Consider the following 17,630-nt stretch of genomic DNA (forward strand, 5'->3'; position numbering starts at 1 on the left):
CCACCGCCGGACATCCAGCTCGTTCCGACGCAACAGAAACTGTGAGGGGACATGGCCACGTCGCCGGAGAAACTCGTCGATGCGCTGCGCGCGTCCGTGAAGGAGACGGAGCGGCTGCGACAGGAGAACGAAGAGCTGATCGCCGCGGCGCGGGAGCCGATCGCCATCGTGGGGATGGGCTGCCGCCTGCCCGGCGGCGTGGCGACGCCCGACGACTTCTGGCGGCTCGTCGCGGCCGGCGAGGACGCGGTCTCGGACCTGCCGGCCGACCGGGGCTGGGACCTGGACGCCCTGTTCGACCCGGACCCGGACACCCCGGGCACGGTGTACACCCGCCAGGGCGGGTTCCTCACCGACGTCGCCGGGTTCGACGCGGAGTTCTTCGGGATCAGCCCGCGCGAGGCGGTGGCCATGGACCCGCAGCAGCGGCTGCTGCTGCAGACGGCGTGGGAGACCGTGGAGCGCGCCGGGATCGACCCGGCGTCCCTGCACGGCAGTCGTACCGGCGTCTATGTGGGAGCCGCGTTCCAGGACTACGCGACCCGGGTCCGGACGGCCGAACTCGGCGAGTACGAAGGCTATTTCCTCACCGCGGGAGCGGCGAGCGTACTCTCCGGCCGCATCGCGTACACCCTGGGTCTTGAGGGCCCGGCGGTCACCTTCGACACCGCGTGTTCGGCGTCGCTGGTGGCGATCCACTCCGCCTGCCAGGCGCTGCGCCGCGACGAGTGCACCCTCGCGCTCGCCGGCGGTGTCACCCTGATGACCACGCCGTCGCAGCTCATGGGCTTCAGCCGGCAGCGCGGGCTGTCCCAGGACGGCCGGTGCCGGTCCTTCGCGGCGTCGGCCGACGGCACCGGTCTGGCCGAGGGCGTCGGCGTCCTGCTGCTGGAGCGGCTGTCGGACGCCCGCCGGCTCGGCCACCGGGTGCTGGCCGTCGTACGCGGCAGCGCGACGAACCAGGACGGGGCGAGCAACGGCCTCGCCGCGCCGAACGGTCCCGCGCAGCAGCGGGTCATCCAGCAGGCGCTGGCGGACGCCGGCCTGTCCGCGGACGACGTCGACGCGGTCGAGGCGCACGGCACCGGCACGAAGCTGGGCGACCCGATCGAGGCGCAGGCGCTGCTGGCCACCTACGGCAGGCGGCGCACGCAGCCGCTGTGGCTGGGCTCGGTGAAGTCCAACATCGGCCACACCCAGGCCGCGGCCGGTGTCGCGGGGGTCATCAAGCTGGTCCTGGCGATGCGGCACGGCCTGCTGCCGCGGACCCTGCACGTCGACGCCCCGACCCCGCACGTGGACTGGTCCGCGGGGAACATCGAGCTGCTGACCGAGGCCGTGCCGTGGCCGGCGGCGGACCGCCCGCGCCGGGCCGGGGTGTCCTCGTTCGGGATCAGCGGCACCAACGCCCACCTGATCCTCGAAGAGCCGCCCGCCGCCGGCGACGAGACCCCCGAGGCCGGCGACGAGAACCCGGCGGCCGGGGCCGGCACACCGCCGCGCACGGTGCCGTGGCTGCTCTCCGCCCGCACCCCGCAGGCGCTGCGGGAGCAGGCCGGGCGGCTGCTGTCCTGGCTCGCCGAGCGCGAGCCGGCGGCGGCCGACGTCGGGTACTCCCTGGCCACCACCCGCTCGGCGTTCCCGCACCGGGCCGCGATCGTCGCGGACGAGGGCGAGGCGTTCACCCGGGCGCTGGCCGCCCTGGCCGAGGACCGCGCCGACCCGCGGGTGACCCTCGGCACCGCCGGCCGCGGCAAGCTGGGCTTCCTGTTCACCGGGCAGGGCAGCCAGCGGGTGGGCATGGGCCGCGCGCTGTACGCGGCCTCGCCCGTGTTCGCCGAGGCGTTCGACGAGGTGTGCGCCGCCCTGGACCCGCACCTGGACCGGCCGCTGCGCGAGGTGGTGTTCGCCGACACGGACGACGGGACGCTGGACCGCACCGCGTACACGCAGCCGGCGCTGTTCGCGGTGGAGGTGGCGCTCTTCCGGCTGCTGACCCGCTGGGGCGTGCGCCCGGACCGGCTCGCGGGCCACTCCGTCGGCGAGGTGAGCGCCGCGCACGCCGCGGGCGTGCTGTCGCTGGCGGACGCCGCGACGCTGGTGGCCGCGCGCGGCCGGCTGATGCAGGCCCTGCCCGAGGGCGGCGCCATGGTGGCGGTGCAGGCCGGCGAGGACGAGGTGCGGCCCCTGCTGGCCAAGCGCGCGGACCGGGCGGACCTCGCCGCGGTGAACGGGCCGTCCGCGGTGGTCGTGGCCGGCGCCGAGGACGCGGTGGACGAGATCGCCGGCCACTTCGCGCGGCAGGGCCGCAAGACCCGGCGGCTGACCGTCAGCCACGCCTTCCACTCGCCGCTGATCGACCCGATGCTGGCGGACTTCCGCGCGGTGGTCGCGCGGCTGACGTTCTCCGCTCCGCACCTGCCCGTCGTCTCCACCCTGACCGGCCGCGAGGTGACGGCCGAGGAGATCCGCGACCCCGAGTACTGGGTGCGGCACGCCCGGGGCACGGTGCGGTTCGCGGACGCCGTACGGGCCATGGAGGCCGCCGGTGTCCGCACGTTCCTGGAGCTGGGCCCCGGCGGTGTGCTCGCGGCGACGGGGCAGGACAGCGTCACCGCCGAGGACGCCGCGCTGAGCGCGACCCTGCGTTCCGACCGGGCCGAGGAGCTGTCCGTCACCGACGCCGTGGCCTGGCTGCACACGCGCGGTGTCGCGGTGGACTGGACGGCGTTCTACGCCGGGACCGGGGCGCGCCCGGTCGAACTGCCCGTCTACCCCTTCCAGACCACGCGCTACTGGCTGACCCCGCCCGCCGCCGCGGCGGCCGTGGGCAGCGCCGGGCTCGGCACGGCCGGCCATCCGCTGCTCGGTGCCGTGGTGGCGCCGGCCGACGCCGACGAACTGCTCTTCACCGGCCGGCTCTCGGCCGAGGCGCACGGCTGGGTGCTGGACCACAGCGTGTTCGGCCGGGCGCTGCTGCCGGGCACCGCGTTCCTGGACCTGGCGCTGCACGCGGGCGAGCGGACCGGCCTCGGCCTGCTGGCGGAGCTGACCCTGCACGCGCCGCTGCCGCTGCCCGAGCGGGGCGGGGTGCTGCTCCAGGTGCGCGTGGGCGCGGCCGACGACTCCGGACGGCGCCCGCTGAGCGTGCACGCGCGCCCGGACGGCGGGGACGACGACGAGCCGTGGACGGCGCACGCCACCGGTCTGCTCGCGCCGGACGAGTCACCCGTGGCCACCGAGGAGTTCGGCGTGTGGCCGCCGGCCGGCACCGAGCCGGTCGACACCGAGGCGCTGTACGCCGTGATGGCGGAGACCGGTCTCGACTACGGGCCCCTGTTCCAGGGGCTGCGCGCGGCCTGGCGGCGGGGCGCGGAGCTGTTCGTGGAGGCCGCGCTGCCGGACGGCGCGGACACCGCGGACTTCGGGCTCCACCCGGCGCTGCTGGACAGCGCCCTGCACGGGGTCGCGCTGAACGTCACGGGCGGCGCCTGGGACCAGGCCCGGCTGCCGTTCTCCTGGCGGGGCGTGCGCCGGCACGCCGCGGGCGCCGCGGAGCTGCGGGCCCGGCTGGCCCCCGCGGGCACGGACGCGGTGTCCGTGCTCGCCGCCGACGGCACCGGCCGTACCGTGCTGTCCGCCGAGGCGCTCGTGCTGCGTCCGGCCGCGCCCGGCGGGGACGCCGCCGCCCGCGACCGCCTGTTCCAGCTGCGCTGGGAGCCGGCGCGGCAGCCCGCCGCCGGCGAAGCCGCGCCGGACTGGGCGGTGGTGGGACCCGACACGCCCGGCATCGCGGCGTACCTGGGCGAGGGCACGGTGTCCCGGTACCCGGACCTGGCCGCGCTGTCCCGGGCGGCGGACGAGGGCGCCGCCCCGGCCGTGGTGCTGCTGCCGCTCACCGCCACCGGTCCGGCGGCCGGCCGCGCCGACGCCGTGCGCGCGGCGGCCCACCAGGCGCTCGACCTCGCCCGCGGCTGGCTCGCCCGGGAGAACGCGGCGGACTCCCGGCTGGTCGTGGTGACCCACCGGGCCGTCGCCGCCGGTGACGAGCGGATCGCCGATCTGCCGCACAGCGCCGTGTGGGGACTGCTGCGCACCGCCCAGTCGGAGCACCCCGGCCGGTTCGCGCTGGTCGATCTCGACGGCGACCCGCGGTCGTACGCGGCCCTGGCCGCCGCCGTCCGCTCCGGTGAGCCGCAGCTCGCCGTCCGGCAGGGCGAGCCGCTGGCCCCGCTGCTGGCCCGGCCGCACGCCGGGCAGGCCCTCGCGGTGCCGCGGGAGCCGGCCTGGCGGCTGGACTCCGAGCGGCGCGGCACGCTGGAGGGGCTGGCCCTCACGCCGTACCCGCGGGCCGGCGAGCCGCTGGCCGAGGGCGAGATACGGGTGGGCGTGCGCGCCGCGGGCCTGAACTTCCGCGACGCGCTCAACGCCCTCGGCATGTACCCCGGCGAGGCCGGAGCGCTCGGCGTCGAGGGCGCGGGCGTGGTCCTGGAGACCGGCCCCGGCGTCCGCGGTCTCGCGCCCGGGGACCGGGTCATGGGCATGATCTTCGGCGGCATCGGTCCGGTCGCCGTGACCGACCACCGCATGGTCGCCCACGTCCCGGACGGCTGGTCCTTCACCGAGGCCGCGGCCGTGCCGGCGGTCTTCCTCACCGCCTACTACGCGCTGGTCGACCTGGGCGGCCTGCGGCCCGGCGAATCGGTGCTGGTGCACGCGGGAGCCGGCGGCGTCGGCATGGCCGCCGTGCAGCTGGCCCGGCACCTCGGCGCCGAGGTGTACGCGACGGCGAGCCCCGCGAAGTGGGACGCGCTGCGCGCCCTGGGTCTCGACGACCGCCACATCGCCTCCTCCCGGTCCCTGGAGTTCGAGGAGAAGTTCCGGGAGGCGGGCGGCGGCCGGGGCGTGGACGTGGTGCTCAACTCCCTGGCCGGGGAGTACGTGGACGCGTCCTTGCGGCTGCTGGCACCCGGCGGCCGGTTCCTGGAGATGGGCAAGACCGACGTCCGGGACGCCGAAACGGTCGCCGCCGCGCACGACGGGGCCCGCTACCGGGCCTTCGACCTGGTCGACGCCGGGGCCGGACGCATCCGGGAGATGCTGGACGCGCTGCTCGCGCTGTTCGGCGAGGGAGCCCTGCGGCTGCCGCCGGTGACCTCCTGGGACGTGCGCCACGCCGTCGAGGCGCTGCGCTTCCTCAGCCAGGCACGGCACATCGGCAAGGTGGTGCTCACCGTGCCGGCCCCGCTCGACCCGGACGGCACCGTGCTGATCACGGGCGGCACCGGCGCGCTCGGTTCGGCGGTCGCCCGCCGGCTGGTGGAGCGCCACGGGGCGCGCCGGCTGCTGCTGGTCAGCCGCCGGGGCGCCGCGGCACCGGGCGCGGCCGAGCTGGCGGCCGAGCTGGAGGCCCAGGGCGCCACCGTGACGGTGACGGACTGCGACGTCTCCGACCGGGCCGCGCTGGAACGCCTGCTGGCCGCCGTGCCCGCCGCCCATCCGCTGACCGCGGTGGTGCACACGGCGGGCGTCCTGGACGACGGTGTCCTCACCTCGCTCACGCCCGAACGGCTGGACACCGTCCTGCGGGCCAAGGCCGACGCGGCGCTGCTGCTGGACGACCTCACCCGCTCCGCCGACCTGGCGGCCTTCGTGCTGTTCTCCTCCACCTCCGGTCTCCTCGGCGGGGCCGGCCAGGCGAACTACGCGGCGGCCAACGCCCTGCTGGACGCCCTGGCCCACCACCGCAGGGCGGCCGGCCGGCCTGCGGTGTCGCTGGCCTGGGGACCGTGGGGACACTCCGAGAGCATGCTCGGCGGCCTCGCCGAGGTGGACCTGGTCCGGCTGGGCCGCACCGGGCTGGTCCCGCTCACCGAGGCGGAGGGGCTGGACCTGTTCGACGCCGCCCTCGGCACCGCGGAGGCCGTCCTGGTCCCGGCCCGGACCGACCCGGCGGCGCTGCGCCGCGGCACGCCCGAGGACGTGCCGTACCTGCTGCGCGGTCTGGCCGGCAAGCCGCGGCCCCGGGCCGGCCGCGCCGCGGGCGGCCCGGCCGCCGGCGCGCCGCTGCGCGACCGGCTGGCCCCGCTGCCGCCGGCGCAGGCCGAACGGCTCCTGCTGGACCTGGTGCGCGAGCAGGCGGCGACCGTCCTGGGACACGCCGACGGCGCCACGGTGGCCGCCGACCGCACCTTCAAGGAGCTGGGCTTCGACTCGCTGACCGCGGTGGAGCTGCGCAACCGCCTCGGCCAGGCCGCCGCGGCGCAGCTGTCCTCCACGGTCGTCTTCGACTACCCGACGCCGGCCGAACTCGCCCGCCACCTGCGCACGGAGGTGCTGGGCGCCGCCGCCGAGGCGGCGCCGGCCGTCGCCGCGCCGCGCGGGCCGGTGGACGACGACCCGATCGCGATCGTCTCGATGAGCTGCCGCTATCCCGGGGGCGTGGCGACCCCGGAGGACCTGTGGCGGCTGGTGGCCGGGGAGGCCGACACGGTCGGCCCGTTCCCGGCCGACCGCGGCTGGGACACCGACAGCCTGTACGACCCGGACGGCACCCGGCCCGGCACCACGTACGTGCGGGTGGGCGGCTTCCTCGACGACGCCGCGCGGTTCGACGCGGCCCTGTTCGGGATCAGCCCCCGCGAGGCGCTGGCCATGGACCCCCAGCAGCGGCTGCTCCTGGAGACCTCCTGGGAGGCGCTGGAGCGGGCCGGCATCGACCCGACCTCGCTCAAGGGCGACCAGGTCGGCGTGTTCGTCGGCGCCGCGTCCCAGGGCTATCCCTCGGACCCGCGGCAGGCCCCGGACGACCTCGGCGGCTATCTGCTGACCGGCAGCACGGCGAGCGTCATGTCCGGCCGTATCGCCTACGCCTACGGGGTGGAGGGCCCGGCGGTGACGATCGACACCGCCTGCTCCTCGTCGCTGGTGGCGCTGCACCTGGCGGTGCAGTCCCTGCGGCGCGGCGAGTGCTCCCTCGCCCTGGCCGGTGCCGCCGCCGTGATGGCCGTACCCGACATCTTCCTGGAGTTCAGCCGCCAGCGCGGCCTGTCCCCCGACGGCCGGTGCAAGGCGTTCGCCGCCGCGGCGGACGGCACCGGCTGGGGCGAGGGCGTCGGCACGCTGCTGCTGGAGCGGCTCTCCGACGCCCGGCGCAACGGCCATCCGGTGCTCGCCCTCGTCCGCGGTACGGCGGTCAACTCCGACGGCGCCAGCAACGGGCTGACCGCGCCGAACGGGCCGTCGCAGCAGCGGGTGATCCGGCAGGCGCTGACCGACGCGCGGCTGACCCCCGCCGACGTCGACGCCGTGGAGGCGCACGGCACCGGCACCCGGCTCGGCGACCCGATCGAGGCGCAGGCCCTGGCGGCGGTGTACGGCCGGGAGCGGGACGCCGGGCAGCCGCTGTGGCTGGGCTCGGTGAAGTCCAACATCGGGCACACCCAGGCCGCCGCGGGCATGGCCGGACTGATCAAGATGGTGGCGGCGATGCGGCACGGCGTGCTGCCCCGCACCCTGCACGTCGACCGGCCGACGCCCGAGGTGGACTGGACGGGAAGCGGCCTGGCGCTGCTCACCGAGGCCAGGCCCTGGCCGGACAGCGGCCGGGCCCGGCGGGCCGCCGTCTCCTCGTTCGGCATCAGCGGCACCAACGCCCACGTCATCGTGGAGCAGGCCGAGGCCGCCGCCGTCCCGGACGAGGACGACACCGCCGCCTCGCCCGGCGCTCCGGAGCCGGCCGTCGTGCCCTGGGTGCTGTCCGGGAAGACCGAGGAGGCGCTGCGCGCGCAGGCCCGGCGGCTGCTGGACCACCTCGCCGACCGGCCCGGGGCCGACCCGGCCCGGATCGGCCACGCCCTGGCCACGGCCCGCGCCACCCTCGACCACCGGGCCGTCGTCATCGGCGGCGGACTCGGGGAACTGCGGGACGCGCTGGGCGCGCTGGCCGAGGGCCGGGACGCCGACGGCGTGGTCCGGGACACGGCCCGCGCCCGGGAGAGGACGGTCTTCGTCTTCTCCGGCCAGGGCTCGCAGTGGCCGGGCATGGCCGCGGAACTGTACGCCGCCAGCGAGGTGTTCGCGGAGCGGATCCGCGAGTGCGAGGCGGCTCTCGCGCCGTACGTCGACTGGTCGCTGACGGACGTGCTGCACGGCGCCGGGCAGGCGCCGTCGCTGGAGCGGGTGGACGTGGTCCAGCCGGCGCTGTTCGCGGTCATGGTGTCCCTGGCCCGGCTGTGGGAGTCCTTCGGGGTGCGGCCGGGTGCCGTGATGGGGCACAGCCAGGGCGAGATCGCCGCGGCCTGTGTGGCGGGCGCGCTCAGCCTGGACGACGCCGCGCGGGCGGTGGCGCTGCGCAGCAAGGCGCTGGGCGCGCTGTCCGGCAAGGGCGGCATGGTGTCCGTGGCCCTCGGCGAGGCCGAGGCGTCGGCGCTGGTGGAGCGCTGGCCCGGACGGCTCTCCGTGGCCTCGGTGAACGGCGCCTCCTCCACCGTCGTCTCCGGTGACCCGGACGCCCTCCAGGAGCTGGTGGCACAGTGCGCGCAGGACGGGGTGCGGACCCGGACGCTGCCCGTCGACTACGCCTCGCACTCGCCGCACGTGGAGGAGGTGCGGGACGACATCCTGCGGGAGCTGGCGCCGATCGCGCCCCGGCCCGCCGAGGTCCCGTTCTACTCCACGGTCACCGGCGGCAGGATCGACACCGCCGGCCTGGACGCCGCGTACTGGTACCGCAATCTGCGGCAGACCGTGCTGCTGGAGCCGGTGACCCGGCTGCTGCTGGACGACGGGTACGACGTGTTCGTCGAGGCCAGCCCGCACCCCGTGCTGGGCATGGCGATCCAGGAGACCATGGACGCCGCCGGGGCGGCCGGCACGACCGTGGGCTCGCTGCGCCGCGACGACGGCGGCCCCCGGCGCTTCCTCGCCTCGCTCGCCCAACTGCACACCTGCGGCGGCCAGGTGGACTGGGCGCGGGCCTTCCCGCCGTCCGCCGCGCGGGAGACCCGGCTGCCGACGTACCCGTTCGGCGGGGACCGGTACTGGCTGCGGCGCGGCGACGGGCCGGGCGACCTGGCCGCCGCCGGCCTCGGCACGGCGCACCATCCGCTGCTCGGCGCCGTCGTCACGCTGCCCGACTCCACCGGCACCGTCCTGGCCGGACGGCTGTCGGCCGGCGCCCAGCCCTGGCTGGCCGACCACGCGGTGCTGGGCACCGTGGTGTTCCCGGGCACGGGCCTGGTCGAACTCGCCCTGCGGGCCTGCCAGGAGAGCGGCCACGACCTGGTCGAGGAACTGACCCTGGTGGAGCCCCTGGTCCTGGACGAGGGGAGCGCGGTGCAGCTCCGGGTGACGGTGACCGGTCCCGACGGCACCGGCCGCGCAGCGGTCGAGGTGCACTCCCGCGCCGAGGACGCGCCCGCGGACACCCCGTGGCTGCGGCACGCCGTCGGGGTGCTCGCGGCCGGCGGACCGGAACCGGCGGACCCGATGCCGGCGTGGCCGCCGGCGGACGCCGAACCCGTGCCGCTGGACGCGGGCTACGCCGTCCTGGCCGCCACCGGTCTCGACTACGGCCCCGCCTTCCAGGGGCTGAGCGCGGTCTGGCGTTCCGGAGCGGACGTCCTCGCCGAGGTACGGCTGCCCGGCACCGCGCAGGCCGGGACGTTCGGTGTGCATCCGGCACTGTTCGACGCCGCCCTGCACGGCGTGGTCCTCGGCGGACTGCTGCCCGACGCGGCCGAACCGCGGCTGCCCTACGCCTGGAAGGGCGTCCGGCTGCACCGGACCGGGGCCGAGGCGTTGCGCGTCCGGCTGACGCCCGCGGGACCGGACACGGTCCGCGTGACGGCCGTCGACCCGGCCGGCCGGCCGGTGCTGTCGGTGGAGTCCCTGCTGCTGCGTCCGCTGCCCGCCGACCGCCTCGGCAGCGCCCGTGGCGCCCGGCACCGTTCGCTGTTCCGCGTGACCGGCGAACCGCTGGCCCTGCCGGCGGCCACGGAAGCGGCCGCGGGTGCCTGGACCGTCCTCGCCGGACCCGGCGCGGACGGCGAGCCCGGCCGCGGCCTGGCCGCCGTCCTGGAGTCCGGCGGCCGGCAGGTGGACACCCGGACCGGCCTGGACGCCCTGGCCGCCGAGGGCGCGCCGCTGCCCGAGGCCGTCGTCGTGGCGGCCCCGGCGACCGCGCCGGCCGGTGACCTCGCCGCCGCCGCGCACACCGCGACGCACGCGGCGCTCGCCCTGGTGCGGGCCTGGCTCGCCGACGACCGGTTCGAGGGCGCGCGGCTGGTCTTCGTCACCCACCGCGCGATGCCGCTCGGCGACGGCGACGAGCGGCCCGATCTGGGCCAGGCGCCGCTGTGGGGCCTGGTGCGGGCGGCGCAGTCGGAGCACCCGGGCCGGTTCGCCCTGGTGGACACGGACGGCACCGCCGCCTCCGGGCAGGTGCTGGCCGCCGCGCTGGCGTCCGGCGAACCCCAACTCGTCGTCCGCGACGGCGTGGTGTCCGCGGTGCGCCTGGCCCGCGCCGCCGACACCGGCGCGCAGGAACCGGCGGTGTCGTTCGCACCCGGCGGCACCGTGCTGGTCACCGGCGGCACCAGCGGCCTCGGCGCACTGGTCGCCCGGCACCTGGTGGCCGCGCACGGCGTCACCCGGCTGCTGCTGACCAGCCGCAGCGGGGAGCGCGCCGAGGGCGTGCCCGAACTCGTCGCGGAACTGGGCGCGGCGGGCGCCGAGGTCACGGTGGCGGCCTGCGACGTCGCCGACCGGGCGGCGCTGGCCGCGGTCCTCGCCGCCGTACCCGCCGCGCATCCGCTGACCGGTGTGGTGCACGCGGCCGGCGTCCTGGACGACGGCGTGGTCACCTCGCTGACCCCGGAGCGGATCGACGGGGTGCTGCGGCCCAAGGTGGACGGCGCGCTGCACCTGCACGAACTCACCCGGGACGCGGACCTGTCGGCGTTCGTCCTGTTCTCCTCGGCCGCCGGGGTGCTGGGCACACCGGGCCAGGGCGGATACGCGGCCGCCAACGCCTTCCTCGACGCGCTCGCCCACGAGCGGCGGGCCACGGGGCTGGCCGGCACCTCGCTGGCCTGGGGCATGTGGGAGCGGCGCAGTGGTCTCACCCGGGCGCTGACCGACGCCGACCTGCGGCGCATGGCCCGGTCCGGGGTCGGGCCGCTGCCCACCGAGGAGGGCCTCGCCCTGTTCGACGCGGCGCTGGGCACCGGGGACGCCACGCTGGTGCCGTTGCGGCTCGACCTGGCGTCGCTGCTCGCGGCGGGCCGGCCCGAGCTGGTCCCGGCACCGCTGCGCTCGCTGGTGCGGGCGGGGCGGCGCGCGGCCGCGGCCGCGGGCGACGGCCCGGGCGGGACGTTCCTGGCCGAGGTGAACGCGCTCCCGGCCGGCGAGCGGTACCCGGCGGTCCTGCGCCTGGTGCGCCGGGAGGCGGCGACGGTGCTCGGCCTCGCCTCGCCCGAGGAGGTCGCCGACACCCGCGGGTTCCTGGAGATGGGCTTCGACTCGCTGACGGCGGTGGAGCTACGCACCCGGTTGCGGGCCGCCACCGGTCTGCCGCTGCCCGCGACGCTCGTCTTCGACCAGGCGACCCCCGCCAACACCGCCCGCTTCATCCGCGACCGGCTGTTCCCGGAGAGCCGCGAACTCACCGAGTCCGAGGCCCAGGAGCACACCCTCCGGGAGGTCCTCGCCTCGGTCCCGCTGGCGCGGTTCAAGCAGGCCGGTCTCCTGGCGGACCTGCTGCGGCTCGCCGGACAGGACGCCGCCGCGGACCCCGCGCCGGCGTCCGCGGAGGCCGGCATCGACGCCATGGACGTCGACGACCTCGTACGCACCGCTTTCGGCGGCGACACGTTCTGATCTCGGATTCGGTTACGGAGGATTCATGGCCACATCGCCGGAAGCGGTGGTCGAAGCGCTGCGGGCTTCGCTGAAGGAGAACGAGCGGCTCCGCGGCGCGGTCCAGGCCACGGTCGAGCCGATCGCCATCGTCGGGATGGCCTGCCGTTACCCGTCCGGGGTGCGCTCCCCGGAGCAGTTGTGGGACGCGGTGCTGGAGGGCCGCGACGCGGTGTCCGGGTTCCCCGCCGACCGCGGCTGGGACCTGGCGTCCCTGTTCTCGTCCGACCCGGACGAGCCGGGAACCTCCTACGTCCGCGAGGGCGGGTTCCTGTACGACGCCACCGAGTTCGACGCCGCCTTCTTCGGGATCTCCCCGCGTGAGGCGCTCGCCATGGACCCGCAGCAGCGGCTGCTGCTGGAGACCTCCTGGGAGGCCGGGGAGCACGCCGGGATCGATCCGCGCTCCCTGCGCGGAACCGGGACCGGGGTGTTCGCCGGGATCATGTACCACGACTACGGCTCCCGGCCCGGCCTGGACGCCGGCGAGGTGGAGGGCTACCTGGGCACCGGCAGCGCCGGCAGCGTGGCCTCCGGGCGCGTGGCGTACGCCCTGGGCCTGGAGGGTCCGGCGATCACCGTGGACACGGCGTGCTCCTCGTCCCTGGTGGCGCTGCACCTGGCCATGCAGGCGCTGCGCCGCGGCGACTGCTCGCTGGCCTTCGCGGGCGGGGCGACGGTGATGTCGACGCCCGCCACCTTCGTGGAGTTCAGCCGGCAGCGCGGCCTCGCCCAGGACGGCCGGTGCAAGTCGTTCGCCGACTCGGCGGACGGCGCCGGGTGGAGCGAGGGCGTGGGCGTGCTGCTGCTGGAGCGGCTGTCCGACGCGCGCCGCAACAACCGCCGGATCCTGGCGGTGCTGCGCGGCAGCGCGGTGAACCAGGACGGGGCGAGCAGCGGTCTGACGGCGCCCAGCGGGCCGGCGCAGGAGCGGGTGATCCGGCAGGCGCTCCAGGACGCCGGGCTGTCGGCGGCCGAGGTCGACGTGGTCGAGGGGCACGGCACGGGCACGCCGCTGGGCGACCCGATCGAGGCGCAGGCGATCCTCGCGACGTACGGCCAGGGCCGCCCGGCGGAGCGCCCGGTGTGGCTGGGCTCGGTGAAGTCCAACCTCGGCCACACCCAGGCCGCGTCCGGTGTCGCCGGGGTCATCAAGATGGTGCAGGCGCTGCGGCACCGTACGCTCCCGCGGACCCTGCACGCCGAGCGGGCCAGTACAAAGGTCGACTGGTCGGCCGGTGCCGTGGAGCTGCTGACCGGCGCCCGGCCGTGGCCGGACGAGGGACGGCCCCGGCGCGCGGCCGTGTCCTCCTTCGGGATCAGCGGCACCAACGCGCACGTGGTGCTGGAGGAGGCGCCCGCGGCCGGCCCGGACGACGGCGCCGGCGACCCGGCCGGCACCGAGGCGACGGCCGGCGCCGAGAGCGGCTCCGTCGCGCCGTACCTCGTGTCGGGGCGCGACGCGGAGGCGCTCGCCGGCCAGGCCCGGCGGCTGCACGCGTACCTGACGGAGGGTCCGGCGCCCCGGCTGCCCGACGTGGCGTACTCGCTGGCGACGACCCGCTCGGTGTTCGAGCACCGCGCGGTGGTCGTGGCGGCGGACGGGGACGAGCTGGCCGACGGGCTGCTGCGCCTCGCCCGGGGCGAGCGGCCCGCCACGGGCGCCCGCGGCGAGGCGGCGGACGGCGCCCTGGCGGTGCTGTTCACCGGCCAGGGCGCGCAGTGGCCGGGGATGGGCCGGGAGCTGTACGCGCGCTACCCGGCGTACGCGCGGGCCTTCGACGAGGTCTGCGCCGAGCTGGACCCGCACCTGGACAGGCCGCTGCGGGACGTCGTCTTCGGGCGGCCCGGCACCGAAGGGCTGCTGGACCGGACCGGCTGGACCCAGCCCGCCCTGTTCGCGGTCGAGGTCGCGCTGTACCGGCTGGTGGAGTCCTGGGGGGTGCGCCCGCGGTACGTGTCCGGGCACTCCGTCGGCGAGCTGGCGGCGGCGCACGTGGCCGGGGTGTTCTCGCTGCCCGACGCGGCGGCCGTGGTGGCGGCCCGGGGCCGGCTGATGCAGCGGCTGGAGCCGGGCGGCGCCATGTTCGCGATCGAGGCGACCGAGGAGGAGGTCGCCCCGCTGCTGACGGACGGCGCCGGCCTCGCGGCGGTGAACGGCCCGTCCTCGGTGGTGGTCGCCGGGCACGAGGAGGCCGCGGCGGCGGTGGCCGCCCGCTTCTCCGCCGAGGGCCGGCGCACCCGCCGGCTGCGGGTGAGCCACGCCTTCCACTCCCCGCTCATGGACCCGATGCTGGCGGAGTTCGCCGCCGTGGTGGGCCGGGTCCGTCTCGACGCGCCGCGCCTGGCCGTCGTGTCGGCGTCGACCGGCGGCCTGGTGACGGCCGAGGAGCTGTGCGCGCCGGACTACTGGGTGCGCCAGGCCCGCCGGACCGTGCGGTTCCACGACGCGGTGCGGACCCTGGAGGAGCAGGGGGCCGGCACCTTCCTGGAACTCGGCCCCGACGCGGTGCTCACGGCGCTCGGCCCGAGCTGTGCGGCCTCGTCCGACACCGTGTTCACCGCCGTGGCCCGCCGCGACGAGCCCGGGTCCCGCACCCTGCTGGCCGCCCTCGCCGAGGTACACGTCCGGGGTGTCCCGGTCGACTGGGCGGCCGTGGTCGCCGGCGGGCGGGCGGTGCCGCTGCCGACCTACGCCTTCCAGCGGGAGCGGTACTGGCTCCAGCCGGCCGGTGCCGGGGAGTCCGACCGGCTCAACGCCCGGGTCGACGAGCACCGCTACCGCGTGGAGTGGGCGCGGCTGTCCGGGTCCGGCGCCGCCGCCGGTCCGGCGCAGGACTGGCTGGTCGTCTCCGGCGAGGGCGCGGGCGGCCCGGTGGACGAGGTCCTCGCGGCCTGCCGCCGGGCGGGACACCGGGTCCGCCACCTCGTGGCCGGCGAGGACACCGGCCGGGAGGAGCTGGCCCGCCTGCTGGGCGACGCCGCCGGTGCCGAACCGCCGGCCCGGGTGGTGTCGCTCCTCGCCCTGGACGAGCGGCCCGTGACGGACGGCTCGCCGCTGCCGCGCGGGCTGGCCCTGACCACCGTCCTCCTCCAGGCGCTGGAGGACGCGAAGGTGGACGCTCCGGTGTGGGCCCTGACCCAGGGCGCCGTCTCCACCGGCGCCGACGACCCGGTACGGCGTCCCGTGCAGGCGGCCGTCTGGGGTCTCGGGCGGGTCGCGGCGCTGGAGCGGCCGGACCACTGGGGCGGCCTGGTCGACCTGCCGGACACCCTGTCCGAGGAGACGCTGTCCCGGCTGCCCGCGGTGCTCGCCGACGCCGGCGGCGAGGATCAGCTCGCCCTGCGCGCGGACGGACCGCGCGGCTGCCGGCTGGTCCGTTCGCCCCTGCACGGAACACCGGTGCGCCGGACCTGGAAACCGTCCGGCAGCGCCCTGGTGACCGGCGGGACCGGAGCGCTCGGCGCGCACGTGGCGCGCTGGCTCGCCGCCCAGGGGACGGAGCACCTGGTGCTGCTCAGCCGGCGGGGCCCCGCCGCGCCGGGAGCACAGGAACTGGCGGCGGAACTGCGCGCGCTGGGCGCCGAGGTGACGATCGCCGCCTGCGACATCACCGACCGGGCCGAGCTGGAGGGCGTCCTCGCGGCGCTGCCCGCCGGGCAGCCGGTGGACACGGTGGTGCACGCGGCGGGCACGATCGGCGCCGAGACCGCGCTGACCGAGTGCACGCCCGGGCAGATCGCGGAGGTGCTCGCCGCCAAGCTGGCCGGCGCCCGCACCCTCGACGCCGTCTTCGACGGCGGTCCCGGCCGGTCACCGCAGGCGTTCGTGCTGTTCTCCTCCGGTGCGGGCCTGTGGGGCAACACCGGGCAGGCGGCGTACGCGGCGGGCAACGCCTTCCTGGACGCCCTGGCCGGCGCCCGCCGCGGCCGGGGTCTGCCGGCGACGTCCGTGGCCTGGGGCGCGTGGGACGGCGCGGGCATGGCGGGCACCGAGGGCGCCGAGTCCGTGCTGAGCCGGCGCGGGGTGCCGCTGATGGCACCCGAGACGGCGCTCGCGGGGCTGCGGGCGGCGCTGGACCGGGACGAGACCGCCACCGCCTTCGCCGCGATCGACTGGTCCCGGTTCGCCCCCGCCTACAGCCTCGCCCGGACCCGGGCGCTGCTGAACGACCTGCCCGACGCCCAGCGGGCCCTGCGCGGCGACCCGGGCCCCGGGCACGCCGAGGACCTGCGGCAGCGGCTCGCCGGGCTGGACCCGGACGGCCGCCGGCAGGTGCTGCTGGACCTGGTGCGCACCGAGGCGGCCGGCGCGCTGGGGCACACCTCGCCCGACCGCGTGCACGCCACGAAGGCGTTCCAGGAGGCCGGTTTCGACTCGATGGCCTCGGTCGCGCTGCGCAACCGGCTGATCGAGGCCACCGGTCTCCGGCTGCCCACCACGGTGGTCTTCGACCACGCCAACCCGGCCGCGCTGGCCCGGTTCCTGGACGCGTCCCTGGTGCCGGACGACGCGGAGGGGGCGGACGCGCTCGGCCGGCTGGAGCAGTTGGAGGAGCTGGTCGGAGCGCTGGAGCCGGACGACCGGGACCGGGTCGTCGGCCGGCTGCGGACGCTGCTGTGGAAGTGGGAGCGGCCACGGTCCGAGGCGACCGCGGAAGCCGACGTGCTGACGGCGGCCACCGACGAGGAGATGTTCGACATCGTCAACAAGGAGCTGGGGATCTCGTGACCGCCGCCGACGACAAACTCCGCCAGTATCTGAAGCTGGTCACCAACGAACTGCGCCAGACCAAGGAGCGGCTGCACGACGCCGAGGAACAGCGGCACGAACCGATCGCGATCGTCGGCATGGGCTGTCGCTACCCCGGGGGCGTGGACTCGCCGGAGGGGCTGTGGCGGCTGGTCGCCGAGGGCACCGACGCCGTATCGGACCTGCCGGCGGACCGCACCTGGGACCTGGACGCCCTCTACGACCCGGAGCCCGGCCGCCCCGGCAAGACCCCGGTGCGCTCGGGCGCGTTCCTGGACGACGTGGCCGGGTTCGACGCGGAGTTCTTCGGGATCAGCCCGCGTGAGGCGCTGGCGATGGACCCGCAGCAGCGGCTGTGGCTGGAGATCGTCTGGGAGTCCCTGGAGCGCGCCGGCCTCGACCCGCTGGCGCTGCGGGAGAGCCGGACGGGTGTGTTCGTGGGGCTGACGCACCAGGGGTACGCCTTCGCGCCGCGGACGGACGGCCCCGACGAGGTGGCCGGGTACCGGCTGACCGGCAGCACGGCGGCCGTGGCCGCCGGCCGCACCTCGTACATCCTCGGGCTGACCGGCCCCGCCGTGACCGTGGACACCGCCTGCTCGTCCTCACTGGTGGCGATCCACCAGGCCGCCCACGCCCTGCGCTCGGGCGAATGCTCCCTCGCGCTCGCCGGGGGCGTCACCGTGATGGCCACGCCCAACGCGTTCGTGGAGTTCTCCCGGCACGGCGGACTGGCCCCGGACGGGCGGTGCAAGCCGTTCGCGGCAGCAGCCGACGGCACCGGCTGGGGCGAGGGCGCCGGCGTCCTCGTCCTGGAACGCCTCAGCGACGCCCACCGCAACAACCACCCCGTCCTCGCCATAATCCGCGGCTCCGCCATCAACCAGGACGGCGCCAGCAGCGGACTCACCGCACCCAACGGACCCGCACAACAACGCGTCATCGAACAAGCCCTCAC

At 77.0% G+C, this 17,630-nt stretch carries 3 protein-coding genes; all 3 read left to right on the top strand.

What is annotated here, in order from left to right; genetic code table 11:
* Positions 1-51: 51 nt before the first annotated feature.
* Complete coding sequence (locus tag ACH4OA_RS29755; protein ID WP_397972227.1) at positions 52-11,880, top strand: SDR family NAD(P)-dependent oxidoreductase; 11,829 nt, start codon at positions 52-54, stop codon at positions 11,878-11,880.
* 25 nt (positions 11,881-11,905) lie between these two features.
* Positions 11,906-16,651, top strand: a complete 4,746-nt coding sequence (locus ACH4OA_RS29760) for a type I polyketide synthase (protein WP_397972230.1) — start codon at positions 11,906-11,908, stop codon at positions 16,649-16,651.
* A partial coding sequence (locus tag ACH4OA_RS29765) for a beta-ketoacyl synthase N-terminal-like domain-containing protein (RefSeq protein WP_397972233.1) occupies positions 16,648-17,630 on the top strand: 983 nt, incomplete at its 3' end. The genes ACH4OA_RS29760 and ACH4OA_RS29765, both read left to right, overlap by 4 nt.

Origin of the sequence: Streptomyces sp. NPDC017095, assembly GCF_044332325.1 — a bacterium.
Lineage (GTDB): Bacteria > Actinomycetota > Actinomycetes > Streptomycetales > Streptomycetaceae > Streptomyces.